At 71.2% G+C, this 15,394-nt stretch carries 14 protein-coding genes and 1 pseudogene; 6 read left to right on the forward strand and 9 right to left on the reverse strand.

Annotated elements, in window-relative coordinates; translation table 11 throughout:
• Window position 1: 1 nt before the first annotated feature.
• From IM697_RS32450 to IM697_RS32475, 5 genes are all read left to right on the forward strand, one after another.
• Complete coding sequence (locus IM697_RS32450; protein WP_194039649.1) at window positions 2-1,336, forward strand: sulfate adenylyltransferase subunit 1; 1,335 nt, start codon at window positions 2-4, stop codon at window positions 1,334-1,336.
• A 186-nt stretch (window positions 1,337-1,522) separates the two neighbouring features.
• Entirely contained in the window at window positions 1,523-2,623 is a 1,101-nt protein-coding gene (locus IM697_RS32460; RefSeq protein WP_194039651.1) for an aliphatic sulfonate ABC transporter substrate-binding protein, read from the forward strand.
• 34 nt (window positions 2,624-2,657) lie between these two features.
• Complete coding sequence (locus tag IM697_RS32465; protein ID WP_194039652.1) at window positions 2,658-3,446, forward strand: ABC transporter ATP-binding protein; 789 nt, start codon at window positions 2,658-2,660, stop codon at window positions 3,444-3,446.
• Window positions 3,433-4,323 carry an ABC transporter permease gene (locus IM697_RS32470; RefSeq protein WP_194039653.1) on the forward strand — a complete coding sequence of 297 codons (891 nt, stop codon included), beginning with the start codon at window positions 3,433-3,435 and terminating at the stop codon, window positions 4,321-4,323. The genes IM697_RS32465 and IM697_RS32470 overlap by 14 nt, the downstream gene beginning before the upstream one ends.
• A 6-nt stretch (window positions 4,324-4,329) precedes the next feature.
• A complete protein-coding gene (locus tag IM697_RS32475) occupies window positions 4,330-5,082 on the forward strand; it encodes a sirohydrochlorin chelatase (RefSeq protein ID WP_194039654.1) in 753 nt (250 codons plus the stop codon).
• A gap of 25 nt (window positions 5,083-5,107) precedes the next feature.
• Here the strand turns inward: IM697_RS32475 and IM697_RS32480 are convergent, their stop codons facing one another.
• The 4 genes from IM697_RS32480 to IM697_RS32495 form a co-directional block, all read right to left on the reverse strand.
• A complete protein-coding gene (locus IM697_RS32480) occupies window positions 5,108-5,398 on the reverse strand; it encodes a hypothetical protein (RefSeq protein WP_194039655.1) in 291 nt (96 codons plus the stop codon).
• 94 nt (window positions 5,399-5,492) lie between these two features.
• Window positions 5,493-6,512 (reverse strand): ketopantoate reductase family protein, encoded by a 1,020-nt coding sequence (locus IM697_RS32485; protein ID WP_194039656.1) that lies wholly within the window; start codon window positions 6,510-6,512, stop codon window positions 5,493-5,495.
• 2 nt (window positions 6,513-6,514) lie between these two features.
• The gene (locus IM697_RS32490; RefSeq protein ID WP_194039657.1) at window positions 6,515-6,811 is read right to left on the reverse strand and encodes a nuclear transport factor 2 family protein; all 297 of its coding nucleotides are present in this window, start codon (window positions 6,809-6,811) and stop codon (window positions 6,515-6,517) included.
• On the reverse strand, window positions 6,804-7,352 hold the full coding sequence (locus IM697_RS32495) for a DUF1697 domain-containing protein (protein WP_194039658.1): 549 nt from the start codon (window positions 7,350-7,352) through the stop codon (window positions 6,804-6,806). Before IM697_RS32495 ends, IM697_RS32490 begins: the two co-directional genes overlap by 8 nt.
• Before the next feature lie 341 nt (window positions 7,353-7,693).
• Here IM697_RS32495 and IM697_RS32500 point away from each other — a divergent pair, with 341 nt between their 5' ends.
• Complete coding sequence (locus IM697_RS32500) at window positions 7,694-9,964, forward strand: MMPL family transporter (protein WP_194039659.1); 2,271 nt, start codon at window positions 7,694-7,696, stop codon at window positions 9,962-9,964.
• A 72-nt stretch (window positions 9,965-10,036) separates the two neighbouring features.
• Here the strand turns inward: IM697_RS32500 and IM697_RS32505 are convergent.
• From IM697_RS32505 to IM697_RS32525, 5 genes and pseudogenes are all read right to left on the reverse strand, one after another.
• Window positions 10,037-11,276 (reverse strand): annotated as a pseudogene (locus IM697_RS32505) (glycosyltransferase).
• A gap of 17 nt (window positions 11,277-11,293) precedes the next feature.
• Window positions 11,294-12,073, reverse strand: coding sequence for an ErmE/ErmH/ErmO/ErmR family 23S rRNA (adenine(2058)-N(6))-methyltransferase (gene erm / locus IM697_RS32510; protein WP_194039661.1), 780 nt, complete (start codon window positions 12,071-12,073; stop codon window positions 11,294-11,296).
• A 261-nt stretch (window positions 12,074-12,334) separates the two neighbouring features.
• The gene (locus IM697_RS32515) at window positions 12,335-13,618 is read right to left on the reverse strand and encodes an ABC transporter substrate-binding protein (protein WP_194039662.1); all 1,284 of its coding nucleotides are present in this window, start codon (window positions 13,616-13,618) and stop codon (window positions 12,335-12,337) included.
• The gene (locus tag IM697_RS32520) at window positions 13,618-14,451 is read right to left on the reverse strand and encodes a carbohydrate ABC transporter permease (protein WP_194039663.1); all 834 of its coding nucleotides are present in this window, start codon (window positions 14,449-14,451) and stop codon (window positions 13,618-13,620) included. Before IM697_RS32520 ends, IM697_RS32515 begins: the two co-directional genes overlap by 1 nt.
• Window positions 14,448-15,383, reverse strand: coding sequence for a carbohydrate ABC transporter permease (locus IM697_RS32525; protein ID WP_194039664.1), 936 nt, complete (start codon window positions 15,381-15,383; stop codon window positions 14,448-14,450). Before IM697_RS32525 ends, IM697_RS32520 begins: the two co-directional genes overlap by 4 nt.
• Between the last annotated feature and the right edge of the window lie 11 nt (window positions 15,384-15,394).

A 15,394-nucleotide genomic window follows, 5' to 3' on the forward strand; every position in this document is an offset into this window, starting at 1 on the left:
CATGAGCACGACCACGACCGAGGAGCTCTCGGCCACCACCCTGCTGCGGTTCGCCACCGCCGGCTCCGTCGACGACGGCAAGTCCACCCTGGTGGGCCGGCTGCTGCACGACTCCAAGTCGGTCCTCGCCGACCAGCTGGAGGCCGTGGAGCGCGCGTCGGCCTCGCGCGGGCAGGACGCCCCGGACCTCGCGCTGCTGACCGACGGTCTGCGGGCCGAGCGGGAGCAGGGCATCACGATCGACGTGGCCTACCGCTACTTCGCCACGCCCCGGCGCCGGTTCATCCTCGCCGACACCCCGGGCCATGTGCAGTACACCCGCAACATGGTCACCGGCGCCTCGACGGCCGAACTGACGGTGATCCTGGTCGACGCCCGCAACGGCGTCGTCGAGCAGACCCGCCGGCACGCCGCGATCGCCGCGCTGCTGCGGGTGCCGCACGTCGTCCTGGCCGTGAACAAGATGGACCTGGTGGACTACCAGGAGTCCGTCTTCGCCGCGATCGCCGAGGAGTTCACGGCCTACGCGCTCGAACTGGGCGTCCCGGAGATCACCGCGATCCCGATCTCGGCGCTGGCCGGCGACAACGTGGTGGACCCGTCCGCCAACATGGACTGGTACGGCGGCCCGACCTTCCTGGAGCACCTGGAGACGGTCCCGGTCAGCCACGACCTGAGCCACTGCCACGCCCGGCTGCCCGTGCAGTACGTGATCCGGCCGCAGACCGCCGAGCACCGGGACTACCGCGGTTACGCCGGCCAGATCGCCGCCGGCTCGTTCCGCGTCGGCGAGTCGGTGACGGTGCTGCCCTCGGGCCGTACCTCGACGATCTCCGGCATCGACCTGCTGGGCGAGCCGGTCGACATCGCCTGGACCACCCAGTCGGTGACCCTCCTGCTCGAGGACGACATCGACATCTCGCGCGGTGACCTGATCGTGCCGACCAAGGACGCGCCCGCGACCACGCAGGACATCGAGGCCACGGTCTGCCATGTCGCCGACGCCCCGCTGACCGTCGGCCACCGCGTGCTGCTCAAGCACGGCACCCGCACGGTCAAGGCGATCGTCAAGGACATCCCGTCCCGGCTCACGCTCGACGACCTGTCCCTGCACCCGCACCCGGGGCAGCTCGTCGCCAACGACATCGGCCGGGTGAAGGTGCGCACCGCCGAGCCGCTGCCGGTCGACTCCTACGCCGACTCGCGCCGCACCGGATCGTTCATCCTGATCGACCCCAGCGACGGCACCACGCTCACCGCGGGCATGGTCGGCGAGTCGTTCGCCTCGCCGGAGCCGGTCAAGGACGAGGCCGAGGACGACGGGTGGGACTTCTGACATGAGGCCCCACGACATCTACTCCACGTTCGCCAAGGAGGGCGGCCGCGTCGGCAGCGGCGCCCTCGGCAGCGGGCAGGGCGGAGTGGCGCGATGTGTGCGCTGACCCACCCTTCGTCCATCTGCCGTTCCCCCGGCCGCGCCTGAACAGGGCGTGAGTGCCGGGCCACCGAGAGGAACCCTCCCGTGCCTGCCACCCCCGCCCCGCGACGGCTGCTCGCCGCCCTGGCCGCGCTGCCGCTGCTGGCCCTCGCGGCCTGCGGCTACGGCTCCCAGGCGGTGGAGAACAAGGAGCAGGCCATCGCGGGGGCGGCCAAGGTCGACGGCCTGGACTCGGTGAAGATCGGCTACTTCGGGAACATCACCCACGCCACCGCGCTGGTCGGCCGGCACGAAAAGCTGTTCCAGAAGGAGCTGGGGGGCACGCTGGCGAAGTACGCCACGTTCAACGCCGGTCCGTCGGCGATCGAGGCGCTCAACTCCGGGTCCGTCGACATCGCCTGGATCGGGCCCTCGCCCGCGGTCAACGGCTACACCAAGGCCGGTGGCGACAATCTGCGGATCATCTCCGGTTCGGCGTCGGGCGGCGTGAAGCTGGTCGTGAACCCGGAGAAGATCAAGTCCCTGAAGGACGTCAAGGGCAAGAGGATCGCCACGCCGCAGCTCGGCAACACCCAGGACGTGGCGTTCCTCAACTGGGTCGCCGGGCAGGGCTGGAAGGTCGACGCGGAGAGCGGCAAGGGGGATGTCTCCGTCGTCCGCACCGACAACAAGATCACCCCGGACGCCTACAGGTCCGGTTCGATCGACGGCGCCTGGGTGCCCGAGCCGACCGCGTCGAAGCTGGTCGCCGAGGGCGCGAAGGTACTGCTCGACGAGGCCGACCTGTGGCCGGACAAGAAGTTCGTGATCACGAACGTCGTGGTGTCGCAGAGCTTCCTCAAGGAGCACCCGCAGGCCGTGGAGGCCGTGCTGCGCGCCTCGGTGAAGACCAACCAGTGGATCGAGGCCCACCCGGAGCAGGCGAAGGCCGCGGCGAACGCGCAGCTCAAGGCCGACACCGGCAAGCCGCTGCCCGCCGATGTCATCGACCCGGCCTGGACGTCGGTCCAGGTCACCGACGACCCGCTGGCGGCCACGCTGCGCACCGAGGCCGAGCACGCCGTGCAGGTCGGGCTGCTGCAGCAGCCCGACCTCAAGGGCATCTACGACCTGACCCCGCTGAACAAGGTCCTCAAGGCCGAGGGCGAACCCGCGGTCGACGACGCCCACCTCGGCGTCGAATAAGCCCCGTTCCCACAGTTCTCAGGAGGTGACGACCATGGCAACCGCCCTCGCCAAGGCCGCGGACACGGACGTGTCCGCCGCGCACGCCGCCCGCATCGACCACGTGTCGAAGTCCTTCACCGGCCCCGCCGGCAAGCAGCTCGTCCTCGACGACATCACCCTCGACGTCGCACCCGGCGAGTTCGTCACCCTCCTGGGAGCCTCCGGCTGCGGCAAGTCCACCCTGCTGAACCTGGTGGCCGGCCTCGACCGGCCCAGCACCGGCACCATCACCACCGACGGCCGCCCGGCCCTGATGTTCCAGGAACACGCCCTGTTCCCCTGGCTGACCGCCGGCAAGAACATCGAACTCGCCCTCAAACTGCGCGGCATCGCCAAGACCGAACGCCGCGAGCGGGCCGAGGAACTCCTCGAACTGGTCCGCCTCAAGGGCGCCCACGGCAAGCGGGTGCACGAACTGTCCGGCGGCATGCGCCAGCGCGTGGCCATGGCCCGCGCCCTGGCCCAGGACAGCAAGCTGCTGCTGATGGACGAACCCTTCGCCGCACTCGACGCCATCACCCGGGACGTGCTGCACGACGAACTCACCCGCATCTGGCGCGAGACCCAGCTGTCGGTGCTGTTCGTCACCCACAACGTCCGCGAAGCCGTCCGCCTGGCCCAGCGCGTGGTACTGCTGTCCTCCCGGCCCGGCCGGGTGGCCCGCCAGTGGACGGTCGCCATCCCCCAGCCCCGCCGCATCGAGGACGCCGACGTGGCGGAACTGTCCCGGGAGATCACCGAAGAACTGCGTGGGGAGATCCGCCGCCATGGCCAGCACTGACACCACCGCCAAGGACGCAGGCGATCTCGACGGACTCGAAGCGGGCCTGGACGCCCTGGAGACCGTCCACACCAGCCGCACGCCGCTGCGCAGCACGCTGACCCAGAAGATCCTGCCGCCGGCCGTCGCCGTCGCCCTGGTCGTGGGCCTGTGGCAGCTCCTGGTGTCGACCGGGGCGGCCGGCGACCCGACCAAGCTGCCCGCGCCGTCCGACGTGTGGGGCGAACTGCGCGCGTCCTGGCTGCAGGGCACCCTGCACGAGTACATCTGGACCTCCGTCTCCCGCGGCCTGCTCGGCTTCCTGCTCGCCCTGGCCATCGGCACCCCCCTGGGCCTGCTCGTGGCCCGCGTGAAACTCGTACGCGCGGCCATCGGACCGATCCTGTCCGGCCTGCAGTCCCTGCCCTCGGTCGCCTGGGTACCCCCCGCCGTCATCTGGCTGGGCCTGAACGACCGCATGATGTTCGCCGTGATCCTGCTCGGCGCCGTCCCCTCCATCGCCAACGGACTGGTCTCCGGCGTCGACCAGGTACCACCCCTGTTCCTGCGCGCCGGCCGCACCCTCGGCGCCACCGGCCTGAAGGGCACCTGGCACATCGTGATGCCCGCCGCACTGCCCGGCTACCTGGGCGGCCTGAAACAGGGCTGGGCCTTCTCCTGGCGCTCACTCATGGCAGCCGAGATCATCGCCTCCTCCCCCGACCTCGGCGTCGGCCTCGGACAGCTGCTGGAGAACGGCCGCAACACCAGCAGCATGTCCATGGTGTTCTTCGCCATCATGCTCATCCTGATCGTCGGCATCGCCATCGACCTGCTGATCTTCAGCCCGCTGGAACGGCGGGTACTGCGCAGCCGCGGTCTGCTGGCAAGGAGCTGAGGTCCTGTGATCACCCAGCCGGTTCTTCTCGTCATCGCCCACGGCAGCCGCGACCCTCGGCATGCCGCGACGGTGCACGCCCTCGTACGGCGGGTCCGGTCGCTGCGCCCGGACGTGCGGGTGGAGACCGGCTTCCTGGACTTCAACGTCCCGTCCGTGCAGGGAGTCCTGGAGTCGCTGGCCGCACAGGGCGTCCAGGACGTCGTGGCGCTCCCCCTGCTGCTGACCCGCGCCTTCCACGCGAAGGCCGACATCCCGGCGGTCCTGCGGGACGCCCCGCCGCAACTGCGGATCCGGCAGGCGGAGGTGCTGGGCCCGTCGCCGCTGCTGCTGTCGGCCCTGGAACGCCGGCTGTACGAGGCGGGCCTGACGCCCGCCGACAAGTCCTCGACCGGGGTCGTGCTGGCCTCGGCGGGGTCCACCGACCCGGAGGCGATCGCAGTGATCGCAGAAATCGCGCGGGAGTGGCGGCACACCGGTTGGTGCGCCGTGCGGCCTGCGTTCGCCTCCGCCGGCTCTCCCGCGGGGTTCCCCCGTACCGAGGACGCGGTGCGCGAGCTGCGGGCACTCGGCTGCCAACGGGTGGCCGTGGCGCCGTACGTCCTGGCTCCCGGCTTCCTCCCGGACCGCATCGCGCGGGGCGCGGCCGAGGCGGACGTGCTGGCGGACGTGCTGGGGCCGGCGCCCGAGGTGGCACGGGTGCTGCTGGAGCGCTACGACGCAGCGCGGGTGCCGGTGCTGGCGGCGGTCGGGGCCTGAGGGCCCGCCCGCGCCGCGCCCGGTGTCACACGTCGAGGACGCGGGCGATCTCCTGGACCAGGGCCAGGCTGCCGCTGCCCGCCGGCACACCGGTGCCGATGGCCTCCAGAGCGAAGCGGATACGCCCTCGGTTGGCGGGCAGGCCGTCCTGTGCGGCATGGCCCAGCTCGGTGTGGATGATCTCCCCCTGTGGAACGAGCGCCGGGTTCTCGAAGCTCAGCCTCTCGACGAGCCGCTCCGCGAGGATCAGCATCGCCGCGGGGTCGGCGCCGTCCTGGCCCGACCCGTTGTTGTCGGGGCTGTTGTAGCCGCTCACTGTCCCGCCTCCTGTGACACCGCCGTCCTGGCGCCGATCACCCTAGAGACAACGACCGCCTTTTGTCCTGCGGTTGGGTCCACAGGCCGCGAGATCAACCCCGTGTGTTGACAACCGCCCCCTCGGCCAGTCGCACCAGCTCCCCCACCGGCATCGACCCCGCCGCCCGGCGCTCGCGCGCGAAGGTGCCGGCGAGGTGCTGGAGCAGCTCGTTCAGCGGGGTCGGTACGCCGTGCAGCCGGCCCAGCAGGGCGATCTCGCCGTTGAGGTAGTCGGCCTCGATGGTGCCGGTGCCACGGGTCAGGGACTGCCAGGAGGAGCCGCCGCCGCGCGGGGCGCCGTCGAGGGGGACGAGGGTGACCTTGTCGCCCCGTACCCCCCGCTGTTCCTCGGCGCTCGTGTACGGGATCCGGGCGGCGTCCAGCACGGCCGCGCCCTCGGCCCGCACCCGCCGGAACAGCTCGGCGGCCTCCTCGCTGTCGACGGGGCCGGTCACCGCCTCCAGGGCGTTGCCGAGGTTGGCCAGCAGCTTGGCGTACTGCCAGCGCGCCACGTCCGCCACGACCGGCGCCTCGAAGTGCGACTTCTCCAGGTCGGCGGCGATGAGACGGGCGGTCTCGTCGGTGCCGTGCGGATAGCGGCCGAGGTGCAGGATCCCGGTGAGCGGGCGGCCGGCGGCGGAGACTACGCCGGGTTCGACGTACGTGGACGGCAGCCAGACGCAGACGCCGTAGACCTGCCGGAAGAGCCGCAGGGCGAGGCGCTGGCCCTCGACCCCGTTCTGCGCGCAGACCAGCGGGAGCCGCTCGGCGGCCGTACCGCCACCCGCCACCGGGGCGGGACCCCAGGTCTGCAGCGCGGCCACGCTGTCCTGTGTCTTCACGGCGAGGACGAGGACGTCGTCGGGCCGCAGCTCGCCGAGGGCGGCCGGGCCGTCGACGGCCGGCAGCCGGTGGGTCAGCTCGCCCTCCGGCACCCTGAGCCGCAGGCCGTGGTCCCGTAGGGCATCGAGATGGGCGCCCCGGGCGACCAGCACGACCTCGTGTCCGGAGCCCGCGAGCCGGCCGCCGATGACGCCGCCGACCGCTCCGGCGCCGATGATGACGTAGCGCACGGTCACTCCCCCTCAGGGGTGAACGGGGTCCCCTGATGGAAGTACATCTGCCAGCCGTCGTCGGTACGTCGCCACAGTGAACTGCGGTGTGCGTGCCTGCCGTTGTACACCGTGTCGAAGGTGAGGTGCAGGCGGTTCACGGTCGACGCCTTGTCCCAGCGCCGTCCCGACGCCCCGAACTCGTGGAACTCGGGGTGCAGCAGCGACCCGAGCAGTTCGGGCGAGCGGCGCACCTCGGGGTCGAGCAGCCTCAGTTCGCCCTCGATGGCGGCCTTCACGGCGGGTTCGTGCTCAGTCACCGGTCATCTCCACGAGTTTCACGACGGTGTTCCAGTTGCGGCTGGTGGCGATCAAACCCTTGTTGAGCCGGGGGCGCGAGAGGATTTCGGCGAGCTTGGAGCGGCCCAGGCCGTTCGGGGCGTACAGGTACAGCGCCCGGTCGCCGAGCCGGAACTCCTCCGGCAGGTACGTGTCCTGGTCGATCTCCGCGAAGCGCTCGGCGTCGACCGGGGCGGAGAAGTAGGTGACATGGAGTTGCTTGGGCTCCAACTCGGCTGCGGGGAAGGGGCAGTCGTCGGCGATCGCCTCAAGGTAGGCGTGGTCGCGCACGATGACGTCCACGGCGAAGCCGAACTGCTTCTCGATCGCCGACGCCAGCTCCGCGGCGAGGGACTCCTCGTCGCCGTGGTCGGCGGTGAAGACGGCCTGGCCGCTCTGGAGGTAGGTGCGCACGCCGTCGTGGCCGAGGCCGCTCATCAGGGTGCGCAGCTCGGCCATCGGGAGCTTTCTGCTGCCGCCCACGTTGATTCCGCGCAGCAGTGCCGCATACGTCGTCGTCATCCGGCCACCTTAGAGCGCGCCTGTGACAACGGTCCGGCCGTCGTGCCCCGTGGGGGTGGGCACGACGGCCGGACCCGTAAGTTACTTACCGGTCAGCATGAAGCACAAGCTCTTCCGCTCGATCCGCAGCTCACGGCCCTGACCCCGGCCCCCGATCCGGCCGGATAGATGTAGGGGACCGCTGTCCTCCCCAGTGGGGAGGGCCCGGGGGCCGAAGGGAGGAGTTCCGGCCGCCGCACTTCACCGGGCAGCACGACGAGACGGCTTTATCCGGCCCATACCTTCGAAACGAAAGGTGACGGCAGGGGGCCGGCACCGCAATACAAGGGGGCAAGCCCGTCATGGGGAACGGAGATTCGCGGGTCCGGGGCCTCGCCGCCCGGGCCGGCGGCTGGAGCGCCCGGCATCGATGGGCCGCCGTCGGCATCTGGGTGCTGTTCGTCGTCCTGGCGATGGGACTCGGTTCGGCGGCGGGCCGGGTCGACGTCAAGGACAGTGATCAGCTCAAGGGCGAGACGCACACCGCGGCCAAGATCATCGAGGATGCCGGGATCGAGGAGCCCGCCAGTGAGACCGTCCTGATCCAGGCCAGGGACGGCTCGCTCAAGGCCACCGACAACGCGTTCCGGTCCGCCGTCACCGCGGTCGTCGACGCCGTCGAGGGCACCGGCGAGGTTACGGACGTGACATCGCCGTACGACACGCAGACGATCTCCAAGGACGGCCGCAGCGCGCTGGTGCAGTTCGACATGCGCGGTGACTCCGACACCGCGGGTGAGCGCGTGGAGCCGGTGCTGAAGGCCGTCGAGAACGTCCAGAAGGACCATGAGTCGCTGCGGATCGAGGAGATCGGCGGCGCGAGCATGATGAAGACGTTCGACGACGCGTTCGGGGACGACTTCCAGAAGGCCGAGTACTCCGCGGTGCCGGTGGCCCTCGGCATTCTGCTGATCGCCTTCGGCGCGCTGGTGGCGGCCCTGCTGCCGGTGCTGCTGGCGATCACCGCGATCATGGCGACGATGGGCCTGATGGGCGTCGTCAGCCATGTCATGCCGATGAGCGACACCGCGAGCTCGGTGATGCTGCTGGTCGGCCTCGCCGTCGGCGTCGACTACTGCCTGTTCTATCTGCGTCGGGAGCGCGAGGAGCGCCAGGCCGGGCGCGACCCGCAGACCGCGCTGCGGGTCGCCGCCGCCACCAGTGGCCGCGCGATCATCGTCTCCGGTGTCACGGTGTGCGTGGCGATGGCGGGCATGCTGTTCACCGGTCTCGCCGAGTTCGAGGCGATGGGCCTCGCGTCGCTGATGGTTGTGGCGGTCGCCATGGTCGGGTCGGTGACGGTGCTGCCGGCGCTGCTGTCGCTGCTGGGCGAGCGGGTCGAGAAGGGCAAGATCCCGTTCCTGCACCCGGAGAGCAGGCTGCGCCGCAAGCGGGGCGCCGCCGCAAACCGCGAGAGCCGGTTCTGGACGGCCGTGCTCAAGGGCGTGCTCGCGCGGCCGGTGATCTCGGTCGTGGTCGCGGCCGGTGCGCTGCTGGCCATCGCGGCTCCCGCGCTCGGCATGAAGACCGAGCAGCTCACGCTGGACAAGGAGTTCGGCGACTCGCTGCCCATCGTGCAGACGTACAACCGGCTCAACGAGGCCTTCCCGGGCGGTTCCGAACCGGCCGAGGTGGTCGTCAGGGCGAACGACATCAACGCTCCCGAGGTGAAGTCCGCGCTCGCCGACTTCCGTGAGCGGGCGGTCAGTTCGGGCGCCTCGCGCGGCCCGGTCGAGATCAAGCTGCACGACGAGCAGAACATCGCCTTCGTGTACGTCCCGCTGGTCGGCGGCTCCGACCTCGACAAGGCGGGCACGAGCCTGGACAAGCTGCGCGACGACGTGCGCCCGGCCACGCTGGGCAAGGTGGACGGCGTCGAGGCGCCGATCACCGGGCAGGTCGCCGGCTCCAAGGACTTCAACGACCAGCTCGCCGGCGCCGTCGTGCCGATCTTCGCCTTCGTGGTGGTCTTCGCCTTCGGGCTGATGCTGCTGTCGTTCCGCTCGCTGACGATCGCCATCACGTCGATCGTGCTGAACCTGCTGTCGGTGGGCGCGGCGTACGGCATCCTCGTCGCCGTCTTCCAGCACGGCTGGGGCGCGTCCCTGGTGGGCGCGGAGGGCGTCGGCGCCATCATCACCTGGCTGCCGCTGTTCCTCTTCGTGATCCTGTTCGGCCTGTCGATGGACTACCACGTGTTCGTGGTGTCCCGGATCCGCGAGGCGCGGCTGAAGGGCCGTACGACGAACGACGCGATCCAGCACGGTGTGGTCACCACGGCCGGTGTCGTCACCAGCGCCGCGGTCATCATGGTCGCCGTGTTCGCGATCTTCGGCACGCTGTCCATGCAGTCCATGAAGCAGATGGGTGTCGGCCTCGCGGCCGCGGTCCTCATCGACGCCACGATCATCCGGGGCGTGCTGCTCCCGGCGGTCATGGCCCTGCTGGGCGAGCGCAACTGGTACCTGCCGAAGTGGCTGCACCGCCTGCCCGACCTGACGCACGACGAGGCGCCGGAGGCGGTGACACGGGGGGCCGCCCGGGACAACGAGGGCGAGCGGGTGCCCGTCTGACCCGACCCGTGGTCGCTGAGGGCCCGTTGGTTCCGGGGGGAACCAACGGGCCCTCCGCATGCCCTCATGCCCTCATGCCCTGGCGGCCCTGAGCTCGGCCTCGACGAGGTCGGCCGCTCGCCGGGTGCCGCCCTCCCCGGCCATCCCGGCCTGGATGTCCTTCAGGCGCGCGGCGACCTCGGGGTCGTCGACGAGGGCGAGGGCCGTCTCGCGCAGCGTCTCGGCGGTGGCCTCCTCCGTGGCCAGGTGCCGGGCGACGCCGAGGGCCTGGAGCATGTCGGCGTTGCCGAACTGGTCCGCGGCCTGCGGTACGGCGATCATCGGGGTGGCCGTGGCCAGGCCCTCCTGGCTGCCGCCGGCGCCCGCGTGGGTGACGAACAGGTCGGCCTGCTTGAGGATCGCCAACTGCGGGACCCAGGAACGCACTTCGACGTCGGCGGGTACGTCGCCCAGATCGGCGGGGTCGACATGCCTGCCGATCTGGAGCACCAGGTGCCAGCCGGGCAGGTCGCCGAAGGCGCGCACGCACTCCCGGTAGAAGGCCGGCTGCTTGGTGAACGCCGATCCGAGGGAGACGAGCACGACCTTCTCGGCGTCCGCCGGCCGCTGCCAGTCGCCCTCACCCGTGCGGTCGGCCTGGCAGGCGCCGACGAACGAGTGGACGGACTCGTCCACCCGGTCGGCGTTCGGCTGGAGCGCCTTCGGGATCAGGACGAGGGAGCGGTCGGGCCGGCCGACGAACGGGTCCGGGTGCTGGGTGATGCCGTTCTCCGCCAGCCAGGCATGGAAGCGCTCGTAGTAGGCCCGGCCGCGCTCGGTCTTCTTCGGCTCCTCCCACATCGGCTCGGCGACCTCCTGCTCGTACCCCTCCCAGGCGACCATGCACGGCGAGAGGGAGATCGCGGGCACCCCCCAGCGGTGGGCGAGGACGCGGGCCGGGTACGAGGCGATGTCGTGCAGGACGAGGTCCGGCTCGTCCCCCTGGTACGCCTCGGTCAGCTGCGGGAGGGCCTGGACGGCGTCGGCCAGGAACGGCTCCACGTTGTCCAGCAGGGTGCTCCCCCAGGCCTCCGGGTCGGCGTCGGGACCCGGCAGTGTGGAGTTCCAGAGCTTCGGCTCCGCACCGGCGGCGGCGACCTTCTCCGCGAAGGCCGGCGGGATCGCGTACGTGACCCGGTGCCCGCGTGCCACGAGCTCGCGGATCACTTCGAGGCTGGGGTTCACGTGACCGTGGGCGGCGATGGAGAACATGGCGATGTGAGCTGGGGTCGTCATGACATCGAAGCTAACCGAGACGATACGTCTCGTGCAACTCATTTCAGGTCACCCTCACGACCTCAGCGCCTCGTGCAGCCTCAGCCACGCCCCCGGCGGCACCTCGCCGACGAGGGCCCTCGCGTCCAGCCGGGCCGCCCGGAACGCCGCGTCGACCCGCCGCCTCCCGTGGGCCCGGCACAGCGACGCGTGCAGCGAGCCGCCCACGCCGGAGAAGCCCAGCGCGACGAGCTGCCGCCAGCTCTCGTACGCGCCGGCGTCCAGCAGCGGGGTGCGGCGCCGCTCGATCCGCACGATCCCGGCGTCCACCCGCGGCACCGGCCGGAAGCTGTCGCGCCCGACCCGGCCGGCCAGCCGCCATTCGTGGCGGGGCCAGGTCAGGACCGTCAGCCGGGTCCAGCTGCCGTAGTCGCCCGTGCGCTTGCGGGCGTACTCGAGCTGGGTGAGGAGCGTGGCGTCGGTGAGGGCCGGGGCCCGCAGACACCAGTCGACGATGGCGGCGGTGCGGGAGAAGGGCACGTTGCCGGCGACGGAGAACGGCGTGCGCGGGGGTCGTGCGGCGAGGAAGTCACCGGCGGCCACCCGGACGTGGGGCAGGCCGGAGAAGCGGGCGCGCAGCCCGGGGACGAGCCGGGGATCGATCTCGTACGCGATCAGCTCGCGGCAGCGCGGAGCGAGCCTCTGCGTCAACGCGCCTTTGCCCGCGCCGACTTCGAGGAGCAGGGGGTGGTGTCGCCGGTTCGGTACGGCGAGCCGGGCGAAGCGTTCCGCGGCGGCTCGGTCGGCGAGGAAGTTCTGGGAGAGCGCGCGGGATACGCGGGTGGGGCGGGCCATGGCCTGCGGTCCTTGTCTTCCGTGGAGTGGGAGAGGGCAGACGAAGGCCCTGACCGGAAGACAGGAGAGAGAAGGAGGAGGAGCGGACTCGCGCGCAGTCAGCGGGCGGCGTGGCTCCCCGGGCCGGTCAGGGCTCCGGGGCCGCGGCGCATCCGTACGGAGTGCGCGTAGCCCCGGCCGTGACCGGTGTTGCAGATCGCGTTGTTCGCTGCCACGGACGCCACGTTAGGCGTGCCGGGTGACGCGGACAACCGAGTTACGTCAGCGCTGATAGCGGGCCAGCACCAGGTTCCCGTCCTCCTCCAGGCGCTCGCGCAGTTCGTCGAGGCCGATGGCGCCGCTGTAGTACTCCTGGAGGGCGGGTGTGGCGACCTTGTCCTTCCACTCCGGGTAGCCGCGCACCGACTGCGCGGGCGCCGAGCGCAGGTGTTCGGCGAGGGCGGTGCCGGTGGCCCAGTCGTTCTCGGTGGTGTGCAGGGCCGGGTCCTTCAGCGCCTGGGTTCCGGTGGGCAGCATCCAGTCGCCCAGCGCCAGCCGCACCATGTTCTCGGGCCGGAGCAGGAAGTCGATGAACTCGGCCGCCTCCCGCTGGTGCGGGCTGTCCTCGGCGATGGACAGGGTCTGCGGGCTGACGCCCTGGGTGAGCCCGTCGGCGCCCGCCGGGGCCGGCAGCACCTGCCAGTCGAAGCCCTTCGGCGCCTGCTGCACGATCTGCTGGCGGTAGGAGAAGCCGAGCGGGACCATCGCGTACCGGCCGCCGAAGAAGCCGGGCAGGGTGTCGGAACCGCCGCTGCCGAGGGTCGTGGGCGAGGCGCTGCGATCGGTGTTGGCCTGGTCGTGGACGGTGCGCGGCATGACCTCGTCGGCGGCCTCGAAACGGATGGTGACCTTGTCGTCGGCGCCCCGGTGGAAGAGCTGTCCGCCGGACGACAGCGACAGGTTGAGGGTGGCGGAGACGGGCTCCTTGAGCGGCCAGGCGACGCCGTACCTGCCGTCCCCGCTGAGCTGTGCGGTGATGCTTCTGAACTCGGGCCAGCTCCATGGGCGTTCGGGGGTCGGGATGCGTACGCCGGCCTCCTTGAGCCACTTCGCGTTGGCGACGATCACCCGTGGCTCCTGGAGGAACGGCACACCGTAGATCCCGCCCCCGAAGGTCGTCGTCTCCCAACTGCGCTGCGGGATGTCGGACTTGAGCCGTTCGGGCAGCAGGCCGGTCAGATCGGCGAGGTAGCCGCCGTACGCGAAGTCCGCGAGGTCGTCGGAGGCGTCATGGATGATGTCCGGGGCCTCGCCGCCCTCGAAGGAGGTGAGCAGCTGGTCGTGGACGCTGTCCCAACTGCCCTGGACGTACTCGACCTCGACGTCCGGATGGGTGGCGTTCCACTCCTTGACCAGTTCCCTGTTGATCTCGACGGACTCCGCCTGCCAGGCCAGGGACTGGAAGCGCAGGGTGATCCGGCCGCCGGCGCCGTCACCGTCGCCGCCGCCGCACCCGGCGAGCAGCAGGACCAGCACCAGGCAGCCCAACAGCACTCTGGTACGCATCAGTTCTTCACCGCCCCGGCGAGCATGCCGCCCGTGATCCGTCGCTGGATGACCGCGAACACCACCAGCGAGGGCAGCGTCGCGAGGAACGCGGCGGCGGCCAGCGGGCCGAGGTCCGCGACGCCCTCCGCGCCGATGAAGTGGGTGAGGACGACCGGCAGCGTCTGCCGCTCCGGGGACTTCAGCAGCACGAGCGCGAAGAAGAACTCGTTCCACGCCGTGACGAACGCGAACAGCCCCGTCGCCGCGATGCCCGGCGCCAGCAGCGGCGCGGTCACCGACACCAGGGTGCGCAGCCGCCCGGCCCCGTCGACCGCCGCCGCCTCCTCCAACTCGGGCGGCACGGCACGGACGTACCCGACGAGCATCCACAGCGCGAACGGCAGCGCCCACACCACGTACACCATGATCAGCCCCGGCATCGAGTTGATCAGCCGCAGGTTCTTCAGCACCAGGAACAGCGGGATGATCACCAGCACGAGGGGGAACGCCTGGCTGACGACGACCCAGCCGGTCGCGGCCCGCGCGAGCCGGGTGCGGTGGCGGGCCATGACGTAGGCCATCGGGGTCGCGAGGAGTACGGCGATCAGGCCGGCGCCGAGCGCGGCGGTCAGGGAGTTGAGGGCGGCGTGCAGCAGGGGCTGCTCGTCGAAGGCCTGGCGGAAGTTGGCGAGGGTGGGGTCCTTCGGGATCCAGGTGGGGTGCAGGCTGCCGAGCTCGCGGGGCGGCTTGAAGGCGGTGGAGATCAGCCAGAGGAAGGGGAGGGCGAGGAAGAGGAGGTAGGCGAGCAGGGCGAGGTACTGCCCGGCGCGGCCGGTCCGGCTGGTCCTCATGCCTGATCACCTCCCCTGAGCCGGCCGGCGAGGAAGACGGCGAGGAGTACCGAGATCACCGCGACCATGAGGCATCCCATCGCCGCCGCGTAGCCGAACTGCCCGTAGCGGAAGGCCTCTTCGTACGCGAAGAGCATGGGCAGCCGGGTGCGGCCGCCGGGACCGCCGCTGGTGAGCACGTAGACCAGGGCGAAGGAGTTGAAGTTCCAGATCAGGTTGAGCGCGGTGATGGACAGGGCGACGGGTCTGAGGGCGGGCCAGGTGACGGTGCGGAAGCGGCGCCAGGCGCCGGCGCCGTCCACCGCCGCCGCCTCGTGCAGTTCGCGCGGGGTGCTCTGCAGGCCGGCGAGCAGGGCGACCGTCGTGGTCGGCATCCCCGCCCAGATACCGACGACGATGACGGCGGGCAGGGCGGTGCCGAGCCCGCTGAGCCAGTCGCGGCCGCCGCCGAGGCCGAGGTCGCGGAGTGTCTCGTTGAGGATGCCGGCGTCGGGGTTGTAGACCAGCCGCCACATGACGCCGACGACGACCTCGGGCATGGCCCACGGCACGATCGCGAGGGCCCGGGCCAGCCAGCGCAGCCGCAGGTCCTGGTTGAGGAGGAGGGCGAGGCCGAGCGCGAGCAGGAACTGCGGCACGGTGACGCCGACCGCCCAGACCAGGCCGATCCGGAACGACTCCCAGAACAGCGTGTCGTGCAGCAGATCCCGGAAGTTGAGGCCGCCGATCCACTGGGTGGCCCGGGTGCGCCCGGACTGGGCGTCGGTGAAGGACAGCAGGATGCCGTAGAGCAGTGGTCCGACGCTCAGGATCAGGATGGGGATCAGCGCGGGGAGCACCAGGAACCAGGCGCCGCGATCCAGGACCCGCCGCTGCCCTCGCGTCCCGGGCGCGGCTCTCACCGGCCGCTGCGCCTCGGTCACCGATGTCACGGGATCCCCCT

Origin of the sequence: Streptomyces ferrugineus (assembly GCF_015160855.1) — a bacterium.
GTDB lineage: Bacteria > Actinomycetota > Actinomycetes > Streptomycetales > Streptomycetaceae > Streptomyces > Streptomyces ferrugineus.

Bases quoted from the DNA above. Each gene is read 5' to 3' on its own strand.
- IM697_RS32450 (WP_194039649.1), top strand. From the start codon at position 2: ATGAGCACGACCACGACCGAGGAGCTCTCGGCCACCACCCTGCTGCGG.
- IM697_RS32465 (WP_194039652.1), top strand. From the start codon at position 2,658: ATGGCAACCGCCCTCGCCAAGGCCGCGGACACGGACGTGTCCGCCGCG.
- IM697_RS32470 (WP_194039653.1), top strand. From the start codon at position 3,433: ATGGCCAGCACTGACACCACCGCCAAGGACGCAGGCGATCTCGACGGA.
- IM697_RS32495 (WP_194039658.1), bottom strand. From the start codon at position 7,352: ATGACGACGACGTATGCGGCACTGCTGCGCGGAATCAACGTGGGCGGC.
- IM697_RS32500 (WP_194039659.1), top strand. From the start codon at position 7,694: ATGGGGAACGGAGATTCGCGGGTCCGGGGCCTCGCCGCCCGGGCCGGC.
- erm (WP_194039661.1), bottom strand. From the start codon at position 12,073: ATGGCCCGCCCCACCCGCGTATCCCGCGCGCTCTCCCAGAACTTCCTC.
- IM697_RS32515 (WP_194039662.1), bottom strand. From the start codon at position 13,618: ATGCGTACCAGAGTGCTGTTGGGCTGCCTGGTGCTGGTCCTGCTGCTC.
- IM697_RS32520 (WP_194039663.1), bottom strand. From the start codon at position 14,451: ATGAGGACCAGCCGGACCGGCCGCGCCGGGCAGTACCTCGCCCTGCTC.